Below are 23413 nucleotides of genomic sequence, written 5' to 3' on the forward strand. Positions count from 1 at the left end.
TGATGCAAGCATGTGAGCTGTTGGCGACCCAAATTCCCGGGCGAAAACTCCCGATTCGCACCAACGCGCGCCGACGTGCCGTCATCTCAGGGCGGGCGACTCAGTTCACGACGCATCCCTGCCGAGAATCCGCTCGAGTTGTACCAAACTCAGGTTGAAAGCCCGGAGTTACGCGGATCACACGAATCGAATAATGCTCAGTCTCCGTGACATCGCGAAGCGGCTGCATCTTGCCCCTGGCACAGTCCGCAACTACCTCTCCAGCGCGATGCAGAAGATGAACACGGCCACGCGCCACGACGCCGCCAGGACGGCCCACGAGCGGGACTGGCTGTGACGCCGTCGCCCGTGTGCGAGTTCGGAATCGGGCTATCGCCCCCGGAGTGCGGTGCGCTGCTTCCCGTCGTCATCGAAGTTCTCCGGCGCCAGCCACGCCTCGAATGCGCGTCGGCGCTGCGGCCACTCGCGGTCGATGATCGAGAACCATGACGTGTCGCGGCTGCGCCCCTTGTAGACCGTCGACTGCCGGAACGTGCCCTCGAACTCGAAGCCGAGGCGTTCGGCGGCCCGGCGGGATGGGGCGTTGAGGCTGTCGCACTTCCACTCGTATCGGCGGTAGCCCAGCTCGTCGAAGACGTAGCCCATGAGCAGGAAGTGCGCCTCCGTCGAGATGGGGGTGCGCTGCATCGCGCGCGAGAAGACCACCCACCCCACCTCGATCACGCCGTTGGCCGGGTCATGCCGCATGAGCGAGAGTGTGCCCACCGCGCGACCGCTGGCTGCGTCGATGACGGCGTAGTGGCGCGGGTCCCCGGTCTGAGCCTGAGCCTGCACCCAGCTTCGGTACGAGTCAGCAGACTCGAACGGCCCGACGGGCAGGTACGTCCAGTCGCTGTCCTCAGAAGCGGCGTACGCAGCGGAGAGCTCGTCCGCGTGACGGTCCGCGTCCAGGCGCTCGAGCGTGCACCACCGGCCCTGCAGGCGCTCCGCGTCTGGCAGGCGCCGGGGCGCCCAGTCAGGCAAGGGCGCGCCGACTGGCTGGCTGTTCTGGAGGACCCTCTCGACCTTCGAGTGCTCATTGCTCACACGCTCCATGCTAGGAGTGCGACGGCTTGCGCCGCACGTCGCGAAGCATCGGGGCCAGATATCGCCCCGTCACGCTCTCGAGACTGATGGACACATCCTCCGGCGTGCCGGTCGCGACGACGCGGCCTCCCGCGGTGCCGCCACCGGGCCCCATGTCGATGACGTAGTCGGCATTGGCGATCATGTCGAGGTCGTGCTCGATGATGATCACCGTGGCGCCGGTCGCCAGGAGCCGATCGATGACGTCGAGCAGCACTCTCGTGTCGAGGGGATGCAGGCCGACAGACGGCTCGTCGAGGATGAAGAGGCTGCCGTCGTGCTTGCGACCAAGCTCGGTGGCGAGTTTGAGGCGCTGTGCTTCGCCTCCCGACAGCGCAGGGGTGTCCTCGCCCAGCCTCAGGTAGCCGAGACCCAGTTCGACCAGGGTCCGCAGCTTCCCCGCGAGTCTGGGAAGGCCGGCGAGCATCTCGGCGGCCTCCGAGACCGAGGCCGCGAGCAGATCCGGCATGCTGCGCTCACCTCCCTCCGTGGCGATCCGGATCGCCTGCGCGTCAGGCCGGTACCGACTGCCGCCGCAGTCGGGACAGGGGATGTCGACGTCCGGCAGGAACTGCACATCCAGCACCACCTGACCGGTGCCCTCGCATCGCGGGCAACGGAGGGAGCCCGTGTTGTACGAGAAGTCACCCGCCTTGAGCCCGCGCTCACGTGATTCAGGAGTCGCCGCGAACGATCGACGCAGATCATCCAGGACCCCGCTGTACGTCGCCACGGTCGAACGGACGTTCGTGCCGATGGGAGACGCGTCGACGACGTTGGCTTCGTTGAGGCCCGCAGGTTCCAGCCTTCGCACGTGACTCGGCGGCACCGTGCCCTGACGGGCCGCGGCGATCGCCGGCACCAAGCTCTCGAGGACGAGCGTCGTCTTCCCGGACCCCGACATGCCGGTCACCGCGGTGAGGCGCCCCTTCGGGATGCTGACCTGCAGCGGGTGCACGGTGTGGACCGCAGAGGTCTCGAGTCGCACGGTGCCCTGCGTGAAGACGTCCACCGCGTCGCTCCGCGCCCTGGTGAGGGTCTCAGCTCGCCCATCCAGGAACTCGCCGATCAACGATGCCGGATGGGCGCCGATCTCGGGGACGGTTCCCTCCGCGAGCACGGTGCCTCCCGCCCCGCCGGACCCCGGGCCGATCTCGATCAGCCAGTCCGCCTCGCGGAGCACCTGCACGTCGTGGTCGACGAGCACGACGGAGTTGCCGTCGGCGAGGAGGTCGCGCATCACCCCGATCAGGCCGTCGATGTTCGCCGGATGCAGTCCGATCGAAGGCTCGTCGAGGACGTAGAGCACACCGGTCGTCTCGTTGCGCACGGCTCGCGCCAGCTGCACTCGTTGTCGCTCACCGGTGGAAAGCGTCGAGCTCGCCCGGTCGAGCGTCAGATACCCCAGCCCGAGCTGCAGCAGCCGCTGCCCCATCTCGGCGAACTGCCCGGCGATGAGCGCCGCCATCGGCTGCAGGGTGTCATCCATCAACTCCGGGACCGCCGCCACCCACGCGAGAATCCCGTCGAGGTCCTTCCTCGCAGCCTGCGCGAGATCGATGCCGCAGACCTCGCTGCCGAGCGCCTGCTCCGAGAGTCGAGTTCCGTGGCAGACCGTGCACTGATGCGTCGTGATGAAGCGGTTCACACGCGCGACCCCCGCTTCGCTGCTCGCGTTGTCGATCGCCTCGCGAACCGCCTGCCGTGCACTCCGATAGGTGAAGTTGAGGTCGAAGAGCTTGCCGGATCGGGACGGCACTCTGATCTCGCGCTTGACCGGAGCCCCGTCCATGACGATGAGCCGTTCCTGCTCGGTCAGCTCACCGTAGGGCACCTCGATGCGGACCCCGAGCTCCGCGGCGACCTGGGGCATGACGGTGAGGCCGAACATCCTCCACGGAGCCACCGCTCCATCTGCGATCGTCTTCGACGGGTCGGGGACAAGCGCATCGTCATCCACGTCGCGCACGAATCCGGTGCCGCTGCACTCAGGACAGGCGCCGTCGGAGTTGAATGCGAGCGACTCCGCGCCCGGCGGAGAGAAGCTCACGCCGCACTCGGGGCAGACGAGATCCTTGTTCGCGGCGACATCGATCGTGGGCGCGAGTCGATGCCCGTTCGGACACAGATGGGACCCGAGGCGCGAGAACATCACGCGGAGCACGTTCAGCAGCTCCGTCGACGTGCCGAAGGTCGATCGCACGCCAGGGATGCCGGGGCGCTGACGGAGCGCCAGCGCCGCAGGGACATGCTGAACGGAGTCCACCGTCGCGCGGGTCGCGTGGGTCATGCGTCGCCGCGTGTACGTCGAGAGCGCCTCGACGTAGCGCCGCGAGCCCTCCGCGTACAGGACACCGAGCGCCAGCGACGACTTCCCCGACCCGGACACTCCCGCTATCGCCACGAGGCGACCGAGCGGGACGTCCACGTCGACGTTCTTCAGGTTATGGACTCGTGCACCTCGCACCTTGATGGAAGTCGGCTGCGTGCGGCTCTCCATAGCGACCTCCCGGGTCTTGTACACCACACAGTAGGCGGCGGTGGTCGACGGAAACAGCGGATTGTCTGTCGTCCGAGAGCGAAGCAGGGAAGCCGAGCCCGAAGGCTCCCGGCTTCGCTCGCGTGCTGAACGTCCTGGGTCAGACGCCCATCTGACCCAGCCAGTCGGTGACGGAGCGGGGGCTGATGCCGAGGCGCTGCTGCGCGCTCGTCGCCTCGTCGATGACCTCGTCAGGCTGCGTGGCTCGCCACTTGTAGGAGTCGACGACGGGCGCCGCCCCCGGGCCGATGAGCCTGGCGAGGTCCGTCCCGAAGTCGTCCGGGTCGCGGCTCTCGAAGCTCACGGGCTGACCGAGGCGTGCTTCGAAAGTCGCCGCGAGGTCCTTGCCGAGCAGACCCGGCAAGGCGCCGACACCGACGATCCCGGTTATCGAGCTGTCTCGCAGGAGGCCGACGACGACGTCCGCGACATCGAGGTGAGAGCTCCAGGAGACCGCGTAGTCCTCCCGTATGGGGTAGCTGAGCACGCCGCGCTCCTTCGCCGGTCCCGCGACGAACGGCAGCAGGAGGTTCTCGAGGTACAGGCGGGGCTGCACGACGGCGGTGGAGATCCCAGCCTCGTCGAGCCTGCGCACCAGCACAGCGAGCGCGCTCTCCGGGTCCTCGAGCGTGTACCCGCTCGTGGAGACCACGACTCGGGCGGGACGGGATGCCTCCGCGGCGTCGGCCACGGCGGTCGCCGCCGCGAGCTGCTGTGCAGGCGACCCGATGGGCAGGTGGACGAAGACCCCGCCGACGTCGCGGTAGGCGCTGGTCAGCGAGGCGGTGTCGGTGAAGTCGACGGCCACGGCCGCTCCCGGCCCCTCGTAGGTGCTCGGCGTGCGGACAGCGGCGGTGACGTCGAGGCCGGCAGCGGTGAGAGCAGCGGCGACGGGGGCACCCTGGGCGCCAGTGGCGCCGTGGATCAGATAGGTCATGCGTCTATTAGTGCATACGATGCATCGGTTACGTCAACTGCACTAAAGGCCTATGCTCTCACCCATGTCCCGATGCGACGATCTCCCAGAGTGCGGTGTGGCACGCTTCCTCATCCTCCTCGAAGGCCCATGGGCCACCTTGATCGTGCGGGAGCTGCTCCACGGCCCCCTCCGATTCACCGAGATCAAGGACCGCCTCCCCGGCATCAGCGCGCATACACTCACGAACCGACTGCGGCGCTTCGAGGCGAGCGGGCTCGTCACCCGGACGGCCTACCCGGAGATCCCACCGCGAGTCGTCTACGAGCTGACCGAAGTCGGCGAGCAGCTGCGGACCGTGCTCGACGCGATGAACGCATGGGCGCTGTCGGTTCCCGAGGTCGTCGACGCCGACTGAGCCCGTCGGGGCTTTCGTCGCCCCCTCCGGCGGATGCGCCGGTCGTCAGCCGCGCTGACGGTAGCGGTCGACGGCGTCGTTGTTCCCGCACCGCGTCGAGCAGTACCGACGAGTCGCGTTCCTACCGACGTCGACGAACACCTGCTCGCAACCGCGCCGGGAGCAGACGCCGAGACGCCTGCCGCGCGACTCGGTCAGGAAGATCGCCAGACCACCCGCCGTGACGGCCCGGACCCTGGCCAGGAGGTCGTCGCTGTCCGGGGCGAAATGCAGGTGAGGGTCGAGACCGTCGTGCGTGCTCAGGTAGACGCCCTTGCTGGCCCCGAGCGCGAGAAGCGCGTTGACCTCGTCGCAGCGCGCCCGCGCATCCTGGCCCTCGAAGACCCGACGGAGCAATCGAGCCCACTCGAGCACGCCATCGACGAAGGTGGACAGTGCAGCTCGACCGCGGATCCCGTGCAGCTCGAGCGCCGCACCGACGCGTGCTTCTGGACCATTGCTGGCCTCGGCGTTGACGAGCTCGGCGGCGAGCAGCGCACCCGTCATGTTGTCATGGTTGAACTGCATTGACCTATTGCACCACGGTGGGGGGCGTGGGAATCATCATGACTGCGATCGTGCCCGTGCTGCTGACGCTCATCGGCGGTGCGGTCCTGCGGCGCGCCATGCTGAGGTCCGGCCAGTTCTGGAGCGGCCTCGAACGCCTCACGTACTACGTGCTCGGTCCCGCGCTGTTCGTCACCTCGATCGGGAACGCCGACCTCGGAGCCATCGACATCGGCCCGCTCCTGCTGACGACGACGGTTCCGATCATCACCGCCACGGGCGTACTCATCGCGTCGAGGCCCCTGCTGAGGTCGACCGGCCCCGCACTCGGCTCCATGGTGCAGGGGGCGATCCGCATCAACACCTATATCGGCCTGGTCTTCATCAGCGCCCTGCACGGCGAGCTCGGAATCGCCACGTTCGCGATCGCCTGCGCCATCTCGGTGCCGGTCGTCAACCTCCTCTGCGTCTCGACGCTCACCCTGTACGGTGCCCACGACGACGACGCCCCGCGGCCGAAGCTCCTCCGGGAGATCGCCACGAACCCGCTCATCCTCAGCTGCCTCGCCGGCCTGGGGTTGAGCATCACGGGCATCGCGCTGCCGACAGCGATCGCGAGCACCCTCGACCTCGCAGCATCATCGGCCCTGCTCTGCGGCACCCTCATCGCCGGTGCCAGCATCAGCTTCGCCTGGAGGAGGCGCGACCTCATCGAGGTGACCGTCCCGACCCTCATCAAGCTCGCCGCGCTGCCGCTCGCCGCGGCCGCCCTGGCTATCGCACTCGGCGCTGACGAGCTGACGCTCCACGCCGTCGTCATCCTGACGGCCGTCCCCACCGCCCCGTCCGCCGCCATCCTCTCCGCGAAGCTCGGCGGTGACACGCGACTCATGGCGACCATCATCGGCGTGCAGACGCTGCTGTCGACCGCATCGATGCCGCTGATGCTCGACTGGGCGGGGCGACTGGCGCAGTAGAGCTCGAGAGCGAGTTCCTCGACCGGTTCGGGCTCCGTCGGTCCCGCGCTGCCGGTTCCTACCACTCTTCGAGCTCCCTGGCTACCGGGTGCATCCCGACGCCCAGCCACCCTACGCTCGGGCGGGACCAGGGTTGTGGAGCCGAGGAGGTCCCTCCATGCGACGAGAGCGCTTCGAACGGGCATTGGAGACATTGGCGGCGCCAGTGGACTCCCTGGACTGCACCGCTGACCTGTTCCTGCAGACGTTCCGAGTGACGGGCGCATCAGTGTCCACCATGGGCGACGTCCTCGGCAGCGCGACGTTGTCGACCTCGAACGAGGTGGCGGCTCGGATCGACGAGATCCAGCTCGACCTCCGTGAGGGGCCATGCTGGGACGCGCTCGCGACGAGGAAGCCGGTGCTGACCGAGAACGTGACGGCGCTCCCTGCACACCGGTGGTCGGCGTTCAAGGATGCGGTCTCGCGAGAGCAAGTCGGTGCGCTGTTCGCGTTCCCGATGTTCGTCGGGCCCACGCCGATCGGGGCGGTGGACATGTACGCGAGCACGCCAGCAGGGTTCACCCCGATGCAGGTGCGTCAGGCGGTCGTGCTCGCAGACCTGCTCGCGAAGCAGGTCCTTCGCCTGTCCCTGGCCTCCGCCACCGACGCGCCGAAGGAGGCCCGTTGGAGATCTCGTCGCATCGAGGAGCGCCCGTGAGTCACGACCCACGCGGCAGTCGGCATCCTCCTGGCCAGTGATATCGGGCAGGCGGGCACGGTGCACGAGCTGCTGCAGAACTCGCCCGCCAGCTCGGTGCGGACTCACCCGGACAGGTCCCGGAGCCTCGGCGCACGCCAGTGCATGAGAAGCGCGGCGAGGCTCAGGAGCGTCGCGAACACGGCGAGCACGATCTCCGTCGGCAGGACACCGCCGAGCAGCCCGATCGTGAGCACTGCTGAGGCCGACGCGGCATAGGTGGCGACGGCGAACTTCGATGCGAGCACGCTCTGCAGCTTTGGCGCAGCTCCCCGCGTCAGGTGCACGAGCGACGTCCGGTACGCCACGGCCCCTCCCCTGCCGACGAGCGCCAGCGCGATGAAGGCAAGCGCATTGCTCGTGGTCAGCACCGATGCCACCGCCAGCGCAGCGCCGACGGCGAAGGCGAGGTGACCGCTCGCCCTGGGAAGCAAGCGCCCGAGCGGCGCGCTCCCGAGCTGGGCGATGGCCGCGGCCACGAGCATCGTGACACTTCCCGCGAACTGCGCCGCTGGCATGGCGGCGTCAGCGAAGATCGTCGGCGCGTACACGACGCCGGCGCTGAGCCCTGTCCACACGATGGCGGCACGCAGGATCGTCCCCACGTCTGCGCGCGTCAGTCGATGAGATGGCGCGGCATCGGTCGTGCTCCTCGGCGGTTCACCCTGCGGCACCCGTGCCCCCGCCCGTGCCCGGAGCAGGAGGAGAAGCGCAACGGCGAGCAGCAGCGAGACTCCGGCACCCGTGACGTACATGAGCGTCACGCCGGCGGTGCTCTCGACCGCCGCCACGCCCTGCGCGATGGCAGTGCCGACGACCGCGCCGACGAGGTTCCCCGTAGCGGCCAAGCCCCGCCCGCGCCCCTGCAGCACCTCGACGACCAGACCTGCCGCGCCACCGGTGGCGAGCCCGACCGCGATACCTGTTGCAGCCCGCCCCGCGAGGATCTGCCAGTCCACGGGCGACGCGAGAAGCGCATTCGCGCAGGCCGCGACCAGCAGCGCCACGATCAAGGCCGCACCCGGTGACACGCGCACGCGGGAGAAGCCGACCACCAAGAGGGTCAGGACCGCCGCGGACACGTAGGCCACGAATGTCAGCGAGACTCCGAGCGGGCCCAGCGGAACCTCGACCCGGAGCATCGGAAGCAGCGGGTTGATGCTGTTGGCACCCGCGATCATGAAGCCGAATGCGAGAGCCGCAAGCGCCGCCAGGGCACGCTCCCTGGTGCTGGGATTCGTCAAGGGGACTCCAGTCGTCGCTCTCCGATCGGATCGCGAAGGCCCCGTAGGTCACCTGGCGTGAAGGTGCCACGCACGCACCCTGCTGAGGCCGAGTGTACCTCCGAACCGACGGTGGACACCGATCCGGGATCCGTGTATGTTCATGCAACGGACATGTGACTGGTCATGCAGGCAGGATCCGATTGTTGCTCTTCAGAGCTAACGGTCGGGTCCTTTTTTGTTGCCCGGATGCGGTCCCCCGGAGTTCCAATGGAGGAGCACAACATGAACATCAGCTCAGAGGCAGCCGAGATCCTCGAGCACGTCGGCGGGAGCAGCAACGTGTCTGCCCTGCAGCACTGCTCGACCCGTCTGAGGTTTACCCTCGCCGACGACAGAACCGTCGACGAGTCGGCACTCAAGTCCATCCCGGGCGTACTCGGCGTCGTCCGAGGCCCGCAGACGCAGGTCATCGTGGGAGGACGAGTTCTCGAGTACTACCGAGCGGTCGAGAAGCTCCGCTCCGGGTCACCGACCGCCGCCGCAGCCGAGAAGACCCGAACCCCGTGGACCGTCAAGCGGGTCGGCTCGAAGGTGCTGGACTTCGTCGTCAGCGTCTTCGTGCCCATCATCCCCGCGATCGCGGGCGCCGGCATCTTCAAGTCGCTGCTCGTCCTGGCAGCGGCCCTTGGCTGGATCGACCGCGAGACGGACTCGTACGCGCTCATCTCCGCCGTCCCCGACGCGGTGTTCGCCTTCCTGCCGCTCCTCGTCGCCTACACCACGGCCAAGAAGCTCGACGTCAATCGCCCGGTGGCGCTCGGCACGGTGGCGCTCCTGCTCTTCCCCGCCTTCACGGCCCTCGTGACCCAGGAAGGCGGCACAGCGCTGTTCGGGATCCCCGTCCCCGTCGTCAACTACAACTCGCAGGTGTTCCCCGCAATCCTCGCCGTGCTGCTGCTCTGGGGCACCGAGCGCTTCTTCACGAAGTTCTCCTGGCCGCCCATCCGAACGTTCTTCGTGCCCCTGATGTGCTACCTCGTCGTGGCCCCCGCGACCGTCTTCCTCATCGGCCCGCTCGGCTTCGAGATCGGCGACCTCTTCGCCGGCCTCCTCTTCAACTTCCACAACACCTTCGGGTGGATCGCCGTCGCGCTCCTCGCCGCCATCCTGCCGTTCCTCATCTCGGTCGGCATGCACAAGCCGCTGCTGCCCCCGACGATCACGACGATGGCGACCTACGGCAAGGAGAGCTTCTACCTGACCGCGTCGCTCGCCCACAACATCTCCGAGGCGGGGGCGAGCTTCGCCGTGGCTCTCCGCACCCGCAACCAGGGACTCCGGGCGATCGCCGTCTCAGCTGGCTTCTCAGCGCTGTTCGGCGTCACCGAGCCCGCCCTCTACGGCGTGACGCTGCAGAACCGTCGAGCCCTCATCGCCGTCCTCGCCGGCGCCATCACCTCCGGCGCCTACCTCGGTATCACCTTCGTCGACACGTTCGCGATCGTCAGCCCCGGCCTGGCCAGCATCTCCATGTTCATCGACTCGCTCGACCCGTGGAACCTCATCCACGCGCTGATCGGTCTCGTCATCGGGCTCGTCGTCTCCTTCGTGGTCGGGGTGGTCCTCTGGAAGGACTCGGACTCCGGCACCCTGCGAGTGCTCGGCCAAGCCGAGAGCCAGCCGCTGAACGCAGCGGACGACACGGTGTCGCTCGCCATCGTGGCCCCCATGAAGGGCGAGGTCGTCGAGCTCTCATCCCTCGAGGACGGGGTCTTCTCATCCGGCGTCCTCGGAGAAGGCGTCGCGATACGCCCCGCCGACGGACGCGTCGTGGCACCCGTCACGGGAACCGTCACCTCCATGCTGGACTCACGGCACGCCATCGGCATCCGCACCGACGACGGCGTCGAAGTCCTCGTCCACGTGGGCATGGACACCGTCGCGCTCGACGGTGCACCCTTCACGACGCACGTCGCGCAGGGCGACCGCGTCGAAGCGGGACAGCCCGTCATCGACGCCGACCTCGACGCGATCAGAGCAGCCGGACTCGACACCATCACACCCGTCGTCGTCGTGAACTCGGCAGGAAGAGACGTGCGATTCACGACGGGTCAGCACACCGAGCGTGCAGCACAGCTCATCGAACTCACCACCATCAAGGAGACCGCAAATGGCACTGTCTGACACCTTCCTCTGGGGCGGCGCACTCGCCGCGAACCAAGCCGAAGGCGGCTGGGGAGAAGACGGGCGAGGCTGGGTCGTCACCGACGTGCTCCGCCGGCACCCGAACGCCGACAACGACGACTTCGCGGCACTCCACGCGGTCACGCTGGAGAGCATCGCCGAAGCCAAAGCCGACCCCGACCCCACGTACTTCCCAAAGCGGCGAGGCATCGACTTCGTGCACCGCTACCGGGAAGACCTCGCACTGTTCGCCGAGATGGGCTTCTCCGTCCTCCGTGTCTCGATCCTCTGGTCGCGCCTCTACCCGACCGGCGAGGAGCTGGAACCCAACGAAGCCGGCGTCGCCTACTACCTGGACCTGTTCGAGGAGATGCAGCGCCTCGGCATCCAGCCGCTCGTCACCCTCTCGCACTTCGATGCCCCCCTCGAACTGGCCGTGACGCGCAACGGCTGGCTCGATCGAGCCACCATCGGCCTGTTCGAGCGCTTCGCCCGCACCTGCTTCGAGAAGTTCGGGCACCTCGTGAAGATGTGGATCTCCTTCAACGAGATCGACGGCATGGAGCGCCACCCCTTCACCTCCGGTGGGATCATCGAGGAGACAGTGACGGAGACCTCGATCTCGCAGGCCTGCTACACGGCGCTGCACCACCAGTTCGTCGCCGGGGCCTCGGTCACCCGCCTGCTGCGGGAGCTGCACCCGGACGCCCAGATGGGGTGCATGATCACGATGCTCACCACCTATCCCCGCACCTGCCACCCCGACGATGTCGCAGCGACGCGCGCCAAGGAGCGCCTCCTCTACATGTGCTCGGACGTGCAGGCCGGCGGTTCGTACTCGCCGATCGTGCTGCGCCAGCTCGCAGAGATGGGCGTCACGGTTCCGTTCGAGGAGGGCGATGCCGAGCTCCTCCGCGAGAACACCGCGGACTTCGTCTCGTTCAGCTACTACATGTCGATGACCGAATCCGTCGATCCCGATGCAGAGCGCACTCCGGGCAACACGGTGCTCGGCGTGAAGAACCCCTACCTGGGTTCTTCTGAGTGGGGGTGGCAGATCGACCCCATCGGGCTGCGCATCTCACTGCTCGACCTCTACGACCGCTACCGCAAGCCGCTCTTCATCGTCGAGAACGGGCTCGGGATGCGCGACACGGTCGATGCGGATGGCCGCATCCGCGACGACTACCGCGTCGAGTACTTCCGAGCGCACTTCGAGCAGATGATCCAGGCCGTCGACGAGGGCGTGGACCTGATGGGGTACACGAGTTGGGGCCCGATCGACCTCGTAAGCTCGTCGACGTCGCAGATGAGCAAGCGGTACGGCTTCATTCACGTGGACCTGGACGACCTCGGCAACGGCACCTTGGAGCGCCGACGCAAGGACTCGTTCCACTGGTACCGACAGGTCATCGAGTCCAACGGCTCGAATCTCAACTGAGTCGATCGGCTGAGCTGAGCGCAGCACGGCTCAGCTCAGCTCAGCCCTCTCAGCTCGAGAGCAGAAACAACTAGCGGCGTCAAAGGAGACCCCCGTGCCCGCCATCAAGAAAGTCCTCAACTCCAGTGTGGTCCTCGTCGTCGACGACCGCGGCGTCGAGCGTGTCCTCCTGGGCAAGGGGATCGGGTACGGGCAGAAGCCGGGCGACGAGGTCTCACCGGCCATCACCGACCAGGAGTTCATCTCGCTCCCGGATGCGGACCACCGGAACCTCGTCGAGCTGCTCGCGCAGATACCGGCCGAGTACGTGGAGCTGACGAGGGAGATCGCCGCAGATGCGGCTCGGGCGGGACTGACCCTCGATCCACACGTGTACCTCACCCTCACCGACCACCTGCACTTCGCCGTGGAGCGACACCGACAGGGATTGACGCTCACCAACAGGCTCGCGTGGGAAGTGCGAACGGTCTACCCAGACCATCACGCGGTCGGCGTGAGCGCCCTCGAACATGTCGAGCGGCGGCTCGGAGTGCGACTCGGCGAGGAGGAAGCGGCCAATGTGGCCTTCCACCTCGTCAACGCCGACACAGGGAAGCCCGGGGTCGACTCCATGCGGGTCGTCGATCTCGTCGCGAAGGTCACCAGCATCGTGACCATGACGTCGGCGGTGCGCGTCTCACGCAAAGACCTCCACGCATCCCGCTTCCTGACGCACCTGCAGTTCTTCGCCGAACGGTTCTTCGCCGGCCAGCTGCTCGCCGGCGACGACTTCCTGTTCAGGAACCTCAGCGAGCGCGCCCCGCGCGCCATCGCCACCGCGGAGCGGGTTCGGACGTTCATCCGCGAAGCGCACGGGGTCGAGCTGCCCAACGAGGAAGTGGCCTTCCTCGCGGTGCACATCGCCCGCGCGTCCCCTGAGTGATGCCTCCGGGGGCGGGCAGGGCGAGCGCCCCGCGGGCCCTCCGCCGATGCTCCCCCGTTCTCGCCGGACTCGGACTAGTGTTGGCCTCCTGCCCTTGCGGGCTTGGTGTGCCGGGAAGTCTGGTCGGCAGCGATCGAACGATCGTTTCGCAGAAGAACGGACCCCACCTATGCCCCGCCCCTCGCTCCTCTTCGGCGACCAGCTCCCCCATCTGCAGGCGTTCGCCGCCTCGTCAGGGGTGGTCGACTGCCGAGCCGAACGGCCCGCATCCCTCACCATGAGCGCGCGAGCGTTCGTGGTGGCCATCGACCTCCGAACGTCATCGACACCGCAGACCGCGCGTCGGCAGCTGAAGGCCGTCCTGAAGGATGCGGTCGTCGAAGCGCGACGCTACGGGCAGTTCGCGCACTTCATCGTGGTGTACGCGGCGGATGCGACGGACCGTCGGCTCGACTCGGCGGCCGCCGGCCTGGCGATGCGCGTGCACGCGTCACTTGAGCGCGAGCTCGGCGAATCCGTCGACGTGGTCCTGCTCGACGTCACCGGCTGCGAGTCGCCCGAGGGGCTGAGCCGCCGGCTCGCCGCGCACATCCAGCGCCCCGCCGGAACAGCGTCCGACAGTGCGCTGCGATGGCGGGACGTGGAAGAGCGCAGCATCGCAGCAGCCGCGATGAGCGACTACTTCTGAGTCTGATCCGTGGCCGTCTGGAACACGTCCGGGATGCCGTCGCCATCCGCGTCGACGCGCTCCGCTTCGCTCAGCCGCCGGTACTTGCGGTTCCGCGCACCCAGGATGACCGCTGCCGCGGCCGCCGCGATGACGGAGGCAAGCAGGATCGCGACCTTCGCGTGATCCTGTTCCGGGGACCCTGCCGGGAAGCTCAGCTCGGCGATCAGGAGGGAGACGGTGAAGCCGATTCCCGCCAGCAGCGCCACCCCCGTGATGTCGACCCACCGCAGCTGCGGGTCGAGCGTGAATCGCTTCGACCGGGTGACGAGCCACGTCGTGCTGACGATCCCGATGGGCTTGCCGAGCACGAGCGCCGCGACGACGCCGATCGTGACCGGGTCCGTGAGCGCGGACAGGAAGCCGTCGGCGCCTCCCACGGCGACCCCTGCCGAGAAGAACGCGAAGATCGGGACGGCGATGCCCGCCGAGATCGGACGGAAGCGGTGCTCGAACTCCTCCGCGAGACCAGCACGGTCGGGCGTCTCCGACCCCTTCCCCTGCAAGACGGGGATCGTGAAGGCCAGCAGGACTCCTGCGATGGTGGCGTGGATGCCGGAGGCGTGCAGGAACGCCCAGGCGACGACGCCGATGGGCAGCAGCACGAGCCACGCGGCGAACGCGTGACGGTCGAAGAGGCTCCGGTAGCGCTGCGCGATGACGCCGTACACGGCGATGACCCCCAAGGCGACCAGCAGCGGCACCAGGTCGATGGTGTCCGTGTAGAAGATCGCGATGATGCTGATCGCGAGCAGGTCGTCCACGACGGCCAGTGTGAGGAGGAAGATCCGGAGCGGGCTCGGCAGATGCGAGCCGATGAGCGCGAGGACGGCGACCGCGAAGGCGATGTCGGTGGCGGTGGGGATGGCCCAGCCGCCGAGCAGCTCAGGCGAGCGCGCGACGACGAGCGCGTAGATGCCGGCCGGCACCGCGACGCCTCCGACGGCTGCCGCGATCGGCACTGCGGCCGTCCGGAAGCTGCGCAGGTCCCCGGAGACGAACTCGCGCTTGAGCTCGAGACCGACCATGAAGAAGAAGATCGCCAGCAGGCCGTCGGCGGCCCAGGCGCCCAGGCTCAGCTCCAGGTGCCAGGGCTCGTATCCGATGCGGAAGTCGCGCAGCGCGAAGTAGCTGTCAGCGGCGGGCGAGTTGGCCCACACGACGGCGACGACGGCCATGACGGCGAGGAGCACTCCCCCGACGGTCTCCTTGCGGAGGATGTCGCCGATGCGGCGGGATTCGCGGTAGCTTCCTCGAGCGGGAACGGCGACCGGGGTCTGCTCGGTGGTCGGGGACGGCGTTTCGGACACGATGGTGCTCCAGACGGGTTCGACGACAGGACATCGTCGACCAGGCTTCCCGACACACCGCGGCACAGTTTACCGTCGTGAACCTGATGCATCGACCAGAATCAGCAGCTCGTGGCAACGAGCAGGCGACGGAGGAGAACGATGTTCGGCAGTGAGCCCGCCCCCGTTGCTGGGGCAGCACCGACGACCGGATCGCGGTTCTCCCGAGCGCTCAACCGATTCGTCACCCGCTGGCCCGCCCGAGCGGCAGTGCTGGTGTTCGTCATCGCCGCGCTCGTCTTCGCGGGCCTTCTTTCCCTACCGATCGCGACGGCAGACGGAACCCCGACCGCCTTCCACGACGCGCTCTTCACTGCCGTCTCCGCGGTCACCGTGACCGGGCTGACGACCGTGAACACGGCGGAGCACTGGTCGCTCTTCGGTGAGATCGTCATCCTCTTCGCCGTGCAAACCGGTGGTCTCGGAGTGGTGACGCTGGCGCTGCTGCTGGCGCGGATCGTGACACGGCGGCTCGGGGTCGGAGGGAAGGTGTTCGCGCAGGAGGTCATCGGCGCGTCCGGACTCGGGGATGTGTGGCGACTGCTCCGCGTGGTGCTGCTGACCACGTTCACGATCGAGGCCGCCCTCATGGTGGTGCTCGTTCCGGCGTTCACCGCAACCGAGGGGTCGTTCGGCCTCGGCCTCTGGCACGGTCTGTTCTACGCAGTGTCCGCGTTTGGCAACGCCGGCTTCACCCTGCACGCGGAGGGGCTCGCCACCTTCGACGGGAACTTCGCGATCCTCATCCCGATCATGGTCGGCGTGTTCGTCGGCAGCCTCGGCTTCCCCGTCTTCCTCAACCTGATTCGAGCGCGTTGGGTGCGGAAGCAGTGGACGCTGCACACGAAGCTCACGTTGGCGACGACACTCATCCTCTTCGCTCTCGGCGCCGCCGGCTGGTGCGTCGCAGAGTGGAACAACCCCGCCACCATCGGCGAGCGCTCGGTACCGGACAGCATCTTCCACGGGCTCTTCGCGTCGGTCATGATGCGCTCCGGCGGCTTCTCGATCGTCGACCCCGCCATGTCGTCGCCGACAGCCTGGCTGTTCACGGATGCGCTCATGTTCGTGGGCGGCGGGTCCGCCTCGACCGCCGGCGGCATCAAGGTCACCACGCTCGCCGTCCTGTTCCTCGCGATCGTCGCCGAAGCCCGAGGCACCAAGCACGTGAACGTGGCGGGCCGCCGCATCCCGGTCAGCACGCAGCGCCTCGCGATCAGCGTCACCTTCCTCGGGGCCACGCTCGTGCTCGTCTCCACGTCCATGATCATGCTGACGAATCCGGTCGGGCTCGACCGAGCGCTCTTCGAGGTCATCTCGGCATTCGCGACCTGCGGGCTCTCCATCGGCCTCTCCGAAGAGCTCAATCCCTTTGGCAAGTACGTGCTCTCCGTGCTCATGCTCATGGGTCGAGTCGGCCCGATCGCGCTCGCGACGGCGCTCGCCGTGCGTCAGCGCAACGTGCTCTTCACCCTGCCGGAGGAGCGCCCGGTCATCGGGTAGCCGCGCGGCCACGGGGTCAGTGGCTCGATGCCACTCCGCCGCTGAGCCGTTGGTGGAAGGCGGCGGTCGCGTCGTTCATACCCTTGATGTGCACGCGCTTGCCCTGGGCCTCATACTTCGTGACGATGGCGTCCAGCGCGGCGACGGTGGAGGCGTCCCAGATGTGTGAGCGGGCCATGTCGATGACGATGCGGTCCGGGTCTGACGTGTACTCGAACTGCGTGGTGAGGTCGTTGCTGGAGGCGAAGAACAGCTCTCCCTCCACGTCGTAGTGGGCAGTGTCGCCGTCGATGCGACGGGTGACGTTGGTGAAGTGCGCGACGCGGCGGGCGAAGAGGACCATGGCGACGAGGACGCCGAGGACGACGCCGATGGCGAGGTTGTGGGTCCAGACGGTCGCGATGACGGTGACGAGCATGACTGCGAGTTCGCTCTTGGGCATGCGCTTCAGCGTGGCGGGGGTGATGCTGTGCCAGTCGAAGGTCGCGATGGAGACGACGATCATCACGGCGACGAGGGCTGCCATGGGGATGACCGCGACCACGTCTCCGAGCGCGAGGACGAGAACCAGCAGGAAGACGCCGGCGAGGAACGTCGAGATGCGGGTGCGAGCGCCGGATGCTTTCACGTTGATCATGGTCTGGCCGATCATCGCGCAGCCGCCCATGCCGCCGAAGATGCCGGAGAGCATGTTGGCGACGCCCTGCGCCCAGGTCTCGCGGGTCTTGCGGGAGTGGGTGTCGGTGATCTCGTCCACGAGCTTCGCGGTCATGAGCGACTCGAGGATGCCCACCACGGCCATCGCGATGGCGAACGGGGCGATGATCTGCAGCGTTTCCAGGCTGAGTGGCACGTTCGGGATGAGGAGCTCGGGCAGGCTGCGCGGCAGCTCTCCCTGATCGCCGACGGTGGGCACGTTCAGGCCGAAGGCCACAGCGGCGCCGGTCAGGAGCACGATCGCGATGAGCGGCGCCGGCACGACCTTCGTGAGCCGCGGCAGCAGGTACATGATGAGGAGGCCTGCGACCACGAGCGGGTAGACGAGCCAGGGCACGCCGAGCAGCTGCGGCACCTGCGAGATGAAGATGAGGATGGCGAGGGCGTTCACGAACCCGACCATGACGCTGCGCGGGATGAAGCGCATGAGCTTCGCGACCCCGAGCAGGGCGAGGACGATCTGGATGAGGCCGCCGAGGATGACGGTGGCGATGAAGTAGTCCATGCCGTAGTCGCGGGCGACGGGCGCGATGACAAGCGCGATGGCGCCTGTTGCAGCCGTGATCATCGCGGGTCGACCGCCGAGGAACGAGATGGCGACGGCCATCACGAACGAAGAGAAGAGGCCGACCCGTGGGTCGACGCCGGCGATGATCGAGAACGCGATGGCTTCGGGGATGAGCGCGATCGCCACGACCAGACCAGCGAGCACCTCGCGAGTCAGGATGCGGGGGCTGCGCAGCGCCTGCAGCACGGTCGGCTCGATGCGGTAGCGGGCTGATGAGTCGGAAGTAGGGGTGACTGTGGTCACGGGAGCTCCTCGGTGGGTGCAGGAATAGGACGAGGGAGCACGCGCCGTTGCGCACCACGAGTGCCTGAGGCGTCTCGTAAAGAGTGAGAGGATCGCGGAGAACCGCAACCTCACGCAAACCTACCGTAACGTGAGAGTTAAGCCAAGAGGAGTGCCCGCATGACCGAGGAGACGATGCAGATCGGCAAGCTCGCCGACCGCACGGGCATGTCCATTCGATCGCTGCGCCATTACGACGAGATCGGGCTCCTCGTGCCGTCTGCTCGCACCGACGGCGGGTTCCGCCTGTACACCGCAGAGGACGAGGAGCGCCTGCTGCTCATCCGGCGCATGAAGCCGCTCGGCTACAGCCTGGAGCAGATGCGAGAGCTGCTCGACGTCGTCGACGAGCTCGAGGCGCATCCGGAGAACACCGAAAACCGGACCCGACTGGATGAGATTCGCGCTGAAGCGCTTGAACGCCAGGCGAAGCTCCGCAAGCAGGTAGCCGCTGCCGACGAGTTCGTCGCGCGCCTCGCCACCCTCAACTGACCCCGCCCCCTGGAGTCGCCACAAAGCCGTTCGAACCTGCATCAGTATCAATACCGATATGGTTCGAGCATGGTCTCCTCGTCCTCGCTCCTGCACCCGATCCGGCTTCGCATCGTCCAGTCGTTGCTCGCGAAGGACGAACTGACTTCGCACGAACTGCACGAGCGACTCGGCGACGTGCCGATCGCGACCCTGTACCGCCACATCAAGCACCTGCTCGAGCACGAGCTCATCGAGGTCGCGGGCGAACGGCGCGTGCGCGGCGCAAGTGAGCGCTCCTACCGCGTCGGGGCGAGTCTGGCGAACCCGAGCTCGAAGGAACTGCTGTCGCTGTCATCCGAGGAGCTGATGACCGTGTTCACGGTCTTCGTCTCCGGGTTGATCCGCGACTTCGAGACCTACGTGGACTCAGAGGGGCGCGATCTTGTCCGCGACCGCGTGAGCTTCGCACAGGCGGACTTCTGGGCGACCGATGAGGAACTCGATGCCTTCTTCACCTCCGTCATGGAAGCGCTGGGCACGGTCATGGCGAACCCTTCCGGCGAAGGCCGCCGCCGCCGCGCGCTGACGACGATCGCGCTCCCCCGCCCCGAGATGGACGGCGCCTGACGCCCTCCGCGGCGCTTGGGCGGCCAGTCGCCTCGCGGCCCAGCTGACACCGCACGACTTCCGAAGCACTCGCTTCCTCGGCACCTGACCCCACTCCACCGGATGGACACCCCATGAATGGCAACTTCGACCTGCTGGCCCCGCTCCTCCCTGTCCTCGTCCTCGTCCTCGTGCTCGTCGCTTGGTGCCTCGTCGATCTCGCCCGACGCCCCGAGGTGCGATACCTGCCCAAGATGGCCTGGGCCGTGATCACGATCGCCACGATCCCGTTCGGCGCCATCGCCTACCTCATCCTCGGCCGAGCCCCGGCAGCCCCCTTGCACGACAGCGACCTGCGGTGAGCGCCAGCGACACCGCGCTCCGGGTCGACCGAGTCACGCGCACCTTCGCCAACGACACCGGCATCCGCGACATCACGTTCGAGGCCGCGAATCGGGGCATCACCGCCGTCATCGGACCGAACGGAGCAGGCAAGACCGTCCTCTTCACCATCATCGCGGGGCTGGCATCAGCCGACTCCGGACACGTCGTGGCCCAGCCCGGCGCACGGACGGCGTACTGCCCCGACGTTCCCGAGTTCGAGTCCTGGCTCACGGCGCGCGAGGTGGTCGAGAACTCCGCCGCGATGTGCGGCGGCACCCCCAGCCGCACCGCACCACGAGAAGCGCTCGCCCTCTGCGGGCTGAGCAAGGTCGAGAACCGCGGTGTCGCGAACTTCTCGAGAGGCATGCTGCAACGCCTCGGGCTGGCAGCCGCGCTGGTCCTGGATCCCGACGTGCTCATCCTCGACGAACCCAACAGCGCGCTCGACCCGATCGGTCGAGCAGACATCCGAGCTGTGCTCGAGGAGCAACGACAGCACAGGTGCATCCTCCTCTCCAGCCACCTCCTCAGCGAGGTGGAACAGCTCGCCGACCACGTCGTGGTCATGAACGAAGGGCGCCTGATCTCGTCCGGAACGACGTCGCAGCTCCTCACACGCGCCGCGGACCCCACCTGGAACATCCGCCTCAGCACCCCGCTCACCCCGGAAGGGGCACGCATGTCCGAGCACATGCTCCGCGCGCGCTTCCCGGAGACGCGCATCCGCTTCCCCACTGACGCGATCTGCCAGGCGCGCTTCTCGAGCTTCGAGCAGGCCCACACAGAGCTTCCTCGGCTGATCGCCGCGCTGCCCGCCCCGCTCATCGAAGTCACCCTCGAAGGTCGAGACCTCGACGCCGCATTCGCGCGACTCATCGGAGACCCCCACCCATGAGACACGTCATCCGCTCATCCGCTCGCGTGGAGAGCCTCCGACTCCTTCGGACAGGTCTCCTGCTCGGCATGATCGTGGCCTTCACGTTCTTCGGCCTCTCGGCGCCCGTTCTCGCAACCCACATGCAGGAGATCTTCGACGCAGCGGCGAGCGCCGAGCAGATCAGCATGACCGCCGCCGCTCCGACGCCCGCCGACGGGATCGCCCTCTACAACCAGAGCGCGATGCAGCTCGGCCTCATCCTGTCCGTCGCCACCGCGGTCACGTCGCTGACCTGGGACACGAGACCCGGCTCGTCGATCTTCTACCGCACCCGGGTGCGAACGATCGCGGCCCTCACCGCGCCCCGACTGGGCGTGGACTGGCTGGCAGCAGTCACGAGCTACACCCTCGGCCTGGCGTGCGCGGGCGCCATCAGTGTGGCCGCGATCGGGCCGCTGACCGCGACGTTCATCGCCACGACCTGGGCCGCATCCACCGCCTACCTCCTGATGTCGACGAGCATCGGCTACCTCGTCATGACGGTGATCCGCCGCACCGCCGCAGCCCTCGCGATCTCCGCAGTCCTCCTGCTGGCTCTTCCTCTCCTGAGCCAGGTGGATGCTGTGGCGGCTTGGTCTCCGACCTCACTCCTCGCGCAGACAGACCTCACAGCACCGCCGCTCCTCGCGGCAGGCGCCCTGACTGTCGGCTGCGTCCTGGCAGCGGGGAGCATCGCGAGACACCAGGCGCTTCGTCGAGACGCGTGACGGGACAGCGTCACGACGCTGGCACGAGGCGGCTCTGCCCGAACTCGCGGAGGATGCGGCGGGTCAGCTCTGCTCGAGACTGCCATCGCCCACGGCCACGGACCAGAAGGGCGCTACAGTGCCACCCATGCAGTCCATGCGCAACGAGAGCAAGCGGAACGCCGGAACCTTCGGGCTGGTCCTGTTCATAACGGGCGTGGCGTTCACGATCGTCTCGGCCCTGCTCCTGGTGACAGGCAACGCCAGCTGGCTGAATATCGTCACCGGCGTCGGCCTCACGGCCGTCGGGTTCTCCAGCTACTCCAGCGGCCGGAAGGAGAGGCGCCAGCAGGAATTGGACAACGACGCCCGCGAGGACCGTGAGCGCGAGGCCGGCTACGGCTCAGGTGCCACTGAGCTGTGATCGGATGCCGGTGCCGACAGGGCGACCGGGGCGTCAGCTCGAGGACAGGTCAGGGGCCGCGACCGGGGCGGCATGCCCTCCGGCGGCCATGATCTCGTCGACCAGCCCCTGCGCGGTGGTCGCGACGATCTGGAAGTGGTCGCGTTCGGCGGTGGTGCTCTCGTCGCGCTCGACGGTGTCGAGGGCTGCATCGGCGTAGTCCTGGAGCGCGCTGACGAGGACCGCGTGGCGGTCCTCATCCGTCAGATCGAGGGTCACGAGGTGGGGAGTCTGCTCAGTCATGGCGGCAGTCTCCCACCCTCACCCGAACCGAATGTGAGCCTGCACCCGGAACTGCCAGCGGAGTCGCTCGCCGAAGGGACGTCCGGCGGTCTCCTGCACCCGCCACATCGCGGAGCGACGGCGCGACCCGATGCGCTCGATGGCGTCGATCGGCACATCACGGAGTTCCAACTCGTCGGTCAGTTGATCGCCGTAGTCGTCCAATCGTCCACTGCTCATCTCTCGCTCCTCTAGTCGGAGCGTCGTCCGGAGCGAGCGGCCCCCAGCAGCGACAGCACCTCGGCGAGCACCTCCTCGACCGCCACGTCGGCGACGAACGACACGTCGTGCTCGCAGCGCGGCGCCGTCCAGCCGACCTGCGTCGCGTCCCGCCCGCACACCGGGCAGGCGGTCACCCAGGACAGCAGCGCCCGGTGCCTGCCCCGACCCAGCGGTCCGGCGTTTATGAGATTCCCGAACCAGAAGATGCCGACGGTCCGCGCGCCGACCGCGAGCGCGAGATGCCGCGGCCCACTGTCGTTGCCGAGCACCACATCGCAGGAGGCGAAGACCCCAGCCAGCTCCGAAAGGGTGAGCTGCGCGGAGCAGTCCACCAGCAGACGACGGGCGGCGTCATCGAGATCCTGACCCGTCAGGCGGATGATGTCCGCGGCGAGCGCCGCATCCTCTCCCTCGCCGACGAGCACGACCCTGACGCCGCGGCCCGCGAGGAGAGCAGCCACCTCCCCGAAGTGCTCCGTCGGCCACCGCCGGCGCGGATCCGTGGCCCCGGGATGCACGACGACGGTCGGCGCGTCGGCGCCGCAGACCGCCCGACCCCGCGCCAGCTCATCCTCGGAGACCCCCAGCTCGGGCTCCAGGGCGACAGCCGGCGCACCGGCGAGACCCACCACCTCGAGGGCCCGCAGCATCTCGTGCTGGTAGTAGACGTACTCGAGGTCACGCTCCAACGGCGCGGCATCCGACGTGCGGGTGCCGATCGTGTGCCTCGCTCCCAGCGCGAGCAGGAACGGGTTCGAGTAGCGGCCGCCGCCATGCACCTGCACCGCCAGGTCATACCGCTCGGCGCGCTGCGCCTCCAGGAAGCGCTCCACCTCCCCCACGTCGACAGCCGTGTCCGGGTCGACGCCGACGCCCGGAACCGGTGGGAGCACCACCACACGATGCGGGGCACCCGGACGATCCTCGAGGAGCTCCTTCGCGAGCCGTGTGCCCAGCAGCGTGACCTCCGCGTCCGGATATGCAGAGGCCAGCGCCTGCATGGCGGGCAGAGCGAACAGCACATCCCCGAGACCGCCGGCACGCAGCACGGCGATCTTCCGGACGTCATCGAACCTGGGGGCTGGAGGGGCGATCGCAGACATGCCTCAATGCTCCCCCGGCCGATCGTGTCAAGGGGGCAATTTTCCCAAGGTGACTGACGTAGAAGGGAATGGACGCG

Annotated in this window: 25 protein-coding genes; 15 read left to right on the forward strand and 10 right to left on the reverse strand. The window is 67.9% G+C overall.

The annotated features are described in order from the left end of the window. Positions 1 to 193: 193 nt before the first annotated feature. Positions 194 to 337, forward strand: coding sequence for a LuxR C-terminal-related transcriptional regulator (locus tag F8O03_RS16795; protein WP_151424889.1), 144 nt, complete (start codon positions 194 to 196; stop codon positions 335 to 337). Between the two features lie 32 nt (positions 338 to 369). On the opposite strand, the gene F8O03_RS16800 is transcribed toward F8O03_RS16795, so the two are convergent. From F8O03_RS16800 to F8O03_RS16810, 3 genes are all read right to left on the reverse strand, one after another. Then, positions 370 to 1086, reverse strand: coding sequence for a GNAT family N-acetyltransferase (locus tag F8O03_RS16800; RefSeq protein WP_244296350.1), 717 nt, complete (start codon positions 1084 to 1086; stop codon positions 370 to 372). Between the two features lie 10 nt (positions 1087 to 1096). Then, the gene (locus F8O03_RS16805) at positions 1097 to 3625 is read right to left on the reverse strand and encodes an excinuclease ABC subunit UvrA (RefSeq protein WP_151424891.1); all 2529 of its coding nucleotides are present in this window, start codon (positions 3623 to 3625) and stop codon (positions 1097 to 1099) included. A gap of 139 nt (positions 3626 to 3764) precedes the next feature. Beyond that, complete coding sequence (locus F8O03_RS16810) at positions 3765 to 4601, reverse strand: NmrA family NAD(P)-binding protein (protein WP_151424892.1); 837 nt, start codon at positions 4599 to 4601, stop codon at positions 3765 to 3767. A 64-nt stretch (positions 4602 to 4665) separates the two neighbouring features. Between F8O03_RS16810 and F8O03_RS16815 the strand changes: the two genes are divergently transcribed. Further along, the gene (locus tag F8O03_RS16815; RefSeq protein ID WP_151424893.1) at positions 4666 to 4998 is read left to right on the forward strand and encodes a winged helix-turn-helix transcriptional regulator; all 333 of its coding nucleotides are present in this window, start codon (positions 4666 to 4668) and stop codon (positions 4996 to 4998) included. Between the two features lie 45 nt (positions 4999 to 5043). Here F8O03_RS16815 and F8O03_RS16820 read toward each other — a convergent pair whose 3' ends face one another. Then, positions 5044 to 5565, reverse strand: coding sequence for a CGNR zinc finger domain-containing protein (locus F8O03_RS16820; protein WP_151424894.1), 522 nt, complete (start codon positions 5563 to 5565; stop codon positions 5044 to 5046). A gap of 38 nt (positions 5566 to 5603) precedes the next feature. Here F8O03_RS16820 and F8O03_RS16825 point away from each other — a divergent pair, with 38 nt between their 5' ends. Beyond that, complete coding sequence (locus tag F8O03_RS16825; protein WP_208851898.1) at positions 5604 to 6521, forward strand: AEC family transporter; 918 nt, start codon at positions 5604 to 5606, stop codon at positions 6519 to 6521. A gap of 205 nt (positions 6522 to 6726) precedes the next feature. Then, complete coding sequence (locus F8O03_RS16830; protein ID WP_167516622.1) at positions 6727 to 7221, forward strand: GAF domain-containing protein; 495 nt, start codon at positions 6727 to 6729, stop codon at positions 7219 to 7221. A 104-nt stretch (positions 7222 to 7325) separates the two neighbouring features. On the opposite strand, the gene F8O03_RS16835 is transcribed toward F8O03_RS16830, so the two are convergent. Next, positions 7326 to 8504 carry an MFS transporter gene (locus tag F8O03_RS16835; protein ID WP_151424897.1) on the reverse strand — a complete coding sequence of 393 codons (1179 nt, stop codon included), beginning with the start codon at positions 8502 to 8504 and terminating at the stop codon, positions 7326 to 7328. Positions 8505 to 8768: 264 nt separating this feature from the next. Between F8O03_RS16835 and F8O03_RS16840 the strand changes: the two genes are divergently transcribed. From F8O03_RS16840 to F8O03_RS16855, 4 genes are all read left to right on the forward strand, one after another. Further along, positions 8769 to 10670 (forward strand): beta-glucoside-specific PTS transporter subunit IIABC, encoded by a 1902-nt coding sequence (locus F8O03_RS16840; RefSeq protein ID WP_151424898.1) that lies wholly within the window; start codon positions 8769 to 8771, stop codon positions 10668 to 10670. Next, positions 10657 to 12111 (forward strand): glycoside hydrolase family 1 protein, encoded by a 1455-nt coding sequence (locus F8O03_RS16845; protein WP_151424899.1) that lies wholly within the window; start codon positions 10657 to 10659, stop codon positions 12109 to 12111. The genes F8O03_RS16840 and F8O03_RS16845 overlap by 14 nt, the downstream gene beginning before the upstream one ends. 94 nt (positions 12112 to 12205) lie before the next feature. After that, positions 12206 to 13033, forward strand: a complete 828-nt coding sequence (locus F8O03_RS16850) for a PRD domain-containing protein (protein WP_151424900.1) — start codon at positions 12206 to 12208, stop codon at positions 13031 to 13033. Positions 13034 to 13202: 169 nt separating this feature from the next. Next, complete coding sequence (locus F8O03_RS16855) at positions 13203 to 13721, forward strand: hypothetical protein (protein WP_151424901.1); 519 nt, start codon at positions 13203 to 13205, stop codon at positions 13719 to 13721. On the opposite strand, the gene nhaA is transcribed toward F8O03_RS16855, so the two are convergent. Further along, the gene (gene nhaA, locus F8O03_RS16860; protein ID WP_416375812.1) at positions 13712 to 15073 is read right to left on the reverse strand and encodes a Na+/H+ antiporter NhaA; all 1362 of its coding nucleotides are present in this window, start codon (positions 15071 to 15073) and stop codon (positions 13712 to 13714) included. The two genes, F8O03_RS16855 and nhaA, sit on opposite strands and share 10 nt — an antisense overlap. A gap of 138 nt (positions 15074 to 15211) precedes the next feature. Between nhaA and F8O03_RS16865 the strand changes: the two genes are divergently transcribed. After that, positions 15212 to 16612 (forward strand): TrkH family potassium uptake protein, encoded by a 1401-nt coding sequence (locus F8O03_RS16865; RefSeq protein WP_151424903.1) that lies wholly within the window; start codon positions 15212 to 15214, stop codon positions 16610 to 16612. A 16-nt stretch (positions 16613 to 16628) separates the two neighbouring features. Here the strand turns inward: F8O03_RS16865 and F8O03_RS16870 are convergent, their stop codons facing one another. Beyond that, a complete protein-coding gene (locus F8O03_RS16870) occupies positions 16629 to 18140 on the reverse strand; it encodes a SulP family inorganic anion transporter (RefSeq protein ID WP_151424904.1) in 1512 nt (503 codons plus the stop codon). 159 nt (positions 18141 to 18299) lie between these two features. Here F8O03_RS16870 and F8O03_RS16875 point away from each other — a divergent pair, with 159 nt between their 5' ends. The 6 genes from F8O03_RS16875 (at position 18300) to F8O03_RS16900 (ending at position 21690) form a co-directional block, all read left to right on the forward strand. Further along, complete coding sequence (locus F8O03_RS16875; protein WP_151424905.1) at positions 18300 to 18671, forward strand: MerR family transcriptional regulator; 372 nt, start codon at positions 18300 to 18302, stop codon at positions 18669 to 18671. A gap of 69 nt (positions 18672 to 18740) precedes the next feature. Further along, entirely contained in the window at positions 18741 to 19280 is a 540-nt protein-coding gene (locus F8O03_RS16880) for a helix-turn-helix domain-containing protein (protein ID WP_151424906.1), read from the forward strand. A gap of 113 nt (positions 19281 to 19393) precedes the next feature. Continuing rightward, entirely contained in the window at positions 19394 to 19621 is a 228-nt protein-coding gene (locus tag F8O03_RS16885; RefSeq protein ID WP_151424907.1) for a PLDc N-terminal domain-containing protein, read from the forward strand. After that, entirely contained in the window at positions 19618 to 20538 is a 921-nt protein-coding gene (locus tag F8O03_RS16890; protein WP_151424908.1) for an ABC transporter ATP-binding protein, read from the forward strand. Before F8O03_RS16885 ends, F8O03_RS16890 begins: the two co-directional genes overlap by 4 nt. Further along, entirely contained in the window at positions 20535 to 21287 is a 753-nt protein-coding gene (locus F8O03_RS16895; RefSeq protein WP_151424909.1) for an ABC transporter, read from the forward strand. The genes F8O03_RS16890 and F8O03_RS16895 overlap by 4 nt, the downstream gene beginning before the upstream one ends. Positions 21288 to 21414: 127 nt before the next feature. Beyond that, positions 21415 to 21690 carry a hypothetical protein gene (locus F8O03_RS16900; RefSeq protein ID WP_151424910.1) on the forward strand — a complete coding sequence of 92 codons (276 nt, stop codon included), beginning with the start codon at positions 21415 to 21417 and terminating at the stop codon, positions 21688 to 21690. A gap of 33 nt (positions 21691 to 21723) precedes the next feature. Here the strand turns inward: F8O03_RS16900 and F8O03_RS16905 are convergent, their stop codons facing one another. The 3 genes from F8O03_RS16905 to F8O03_RS16915 are packed head-to-tail and all read right to left on the reverse strand — an operon-like array spanning position 21724 to position 23336. Beyond that, positions 21724 to 21972, reverse strand: coding sequence for a hypothetical protein (locus tag F8O03_RS16905; protein ID WP_151424911.1), 249 nt, complete (start codon positions 21970 to 21972; stop codon positions 21724 to 21726). Between the two features lie 18 nt (positions 21973 to 21990). Further along, complete coding sequence (locus tag F8O03_RS16910; protein ID WP_151424912.1) at positions 21991 to 22191, reverse strand: hypothetical protein; 201 nt, start codon at positions 22189 to 22191, stop codon at positions 21991 to 21993. Between the two features lie 11 nt (positions 22192 to 22202). Then, the gene (locus F8O03_RS16915; RefSeq protein WP_151424913.1) at positions 22203 to 23336 is read right to left on the reverse strand and encodes a glycosyltransferase family 9 protein; all 1134 of its coding nucleotides are present in this window, start codon (positions 23334 to 23336) and stop codon (positions 22203 to 22205) included. Between the last annotated feature and the right edge of the window lie 77 nt (positions 23337 to 23413).

This window comes from Pseudoclavibacter terrae, assembly GCF_008831075.1.
GTDB classification, from domain to species: Bacteria; Actinomycetota; Actinomycetes; order Actinomycetales; family Microbacteriaceae; genus Pseudoclavibacter; species Pseudoclavibacter terrae.

What these genes read in the sequence shown, in the direction of transcription:
- F8O03_RS16795 (WP_151424889.1), top strand. Translation starts at nt 194, where the DNA reads ATGCTCAGTCTCCGTGACATCGCGAAGCGGCTGCATCTTGCCCCTGGC.
- F8O03_RS16805 (WP_151424891.1), bottom strand. Translation starts at nt 3,625, where the DNA reads ATGGAGAGCCGCACGCAGCCGACTTCCATCAAGGTGCGAGGTGCACGA.
- F8O03_RS16810 (WP_151424892.1), bottom strand. Translation starts at nt 4,601, where the DNA reads ATGACCTATCTGATCCACGGCGCCACTGGCGCCCAGGGTGCCCCCGTC.
- F8O03_RS16815 (WP_151424893.1), top strand. Translation starts at nt 4,666, where the DNA reads ATGTCCCGATGCGACGATCTCCCAGAGTGCGGTGTGGCACGCTTCCTC.
- F8O03_RS16820 (WP_151424894.1), bottom strand. Translation starts at nt 5,565, where the DNA reads ATGCAGTTCAACCATGACAACATGACGGGTGCGCTGCTCGCCGCCGAG.
- F8O03_RS16825 (WP_208851898.1), top strand. Translation starts at nt 5,604, where the DNA reads ATGACTGCGATCGTGCCCGTGCTGCTGACGCTCATCGGCGGTGCGGTC.
- F8O03_RS16840 (WP_151424898.1), top strand. Translation starts at nt 8,769, where the DNA reads ATGAACATCAGCTCAGAGGCAGCCGAGATCCTCGAGCACGTCGGCGGG.
- F8O03_RS16845 (WP_151424899.1), top strand. Translation starts at nt 10,657, where the DNA reads ATGGCACTGTCTGACACCTTCCTCTGGGGCGGCGCACTCGCCGCGAAC.
- F8O03_RS16855 (WP_151424901.1), top strand. Translation starts at nt 13,203, where the DNA reads ATGCCCCGCCCCTCGCTCCTCTTCGGCGACCAGCTCCCCCATCTGCAG.
- F8O03_RS16865 (WP_151424903.1), top strand. Translation starts at nt 15,212, where the DNA reads ATGTTCGGCAGTGAGCCCGCCCCCGTTGCTGGGGCAGCACCGACGACC.
- F8O03_RS16875 (WP_151424905.1), top strand. Translation starts at nt 18,300, where the DNA reads ATGACCGAGGAGACGATGCAGATCGGCAAGCTCGCCGACCGCACGGGC.
- F8O03_RS16880 (WP_151424906.1), top strand. Translation starts at nt 18,741, where the DNA reads ATGGTCTCCTCGTCCTCGCTCCTGCACCCGATCCGGCTTCGCATCGTC.
- F8O03_RS16885 (WP_151424907.1), top strand. Translation starts at nt 19,394, where the DNA reads ATGAATGGCAACTTCGACCTGCTGGCCCCGCTCCTCCCTGTCCTCGTC.
- F8O03_RS16895 (WP_151424909.1), top strand. Translation starts at nt 20,535, where the DNA reads ATGAGACACGTCATCCGCTCATCCGCTCGCGTGGAGAGCCTCCGACTC.
- F8O03_RS16900 (WP_151424910.1), top strand. Translation starts at nt 21,415, where the DNA reads ATGCAGTCCATGCGCAACGAGAGCAAGCGGAACGCCGGAACCTTCGGG.
- F8O03_RS16905 (WP_151424911.1), bottom strand. Translation starts at nt 21,972, where the DNA reads ATGACTGAGCAGACTCCCCACCTCGTGACCCTCGATCTGACGGATGAG.
- F8O03_RS16910 (WP_151424912.1), bottom strand. Translation starts at nt 22,191, where the DNA reads ATGAGCAGTGGACGATTGGACGACTACGGCGATCAACTGACCGACGAG.
- F8O03_RS16915 (WP_151424913.1), bottom strand. Translation starts at nt 23,336, where the DNA reads ATGTCTGCGATCGCCCCTCCAGCCCCCAGGTTCGATGACGTCCGGAAG.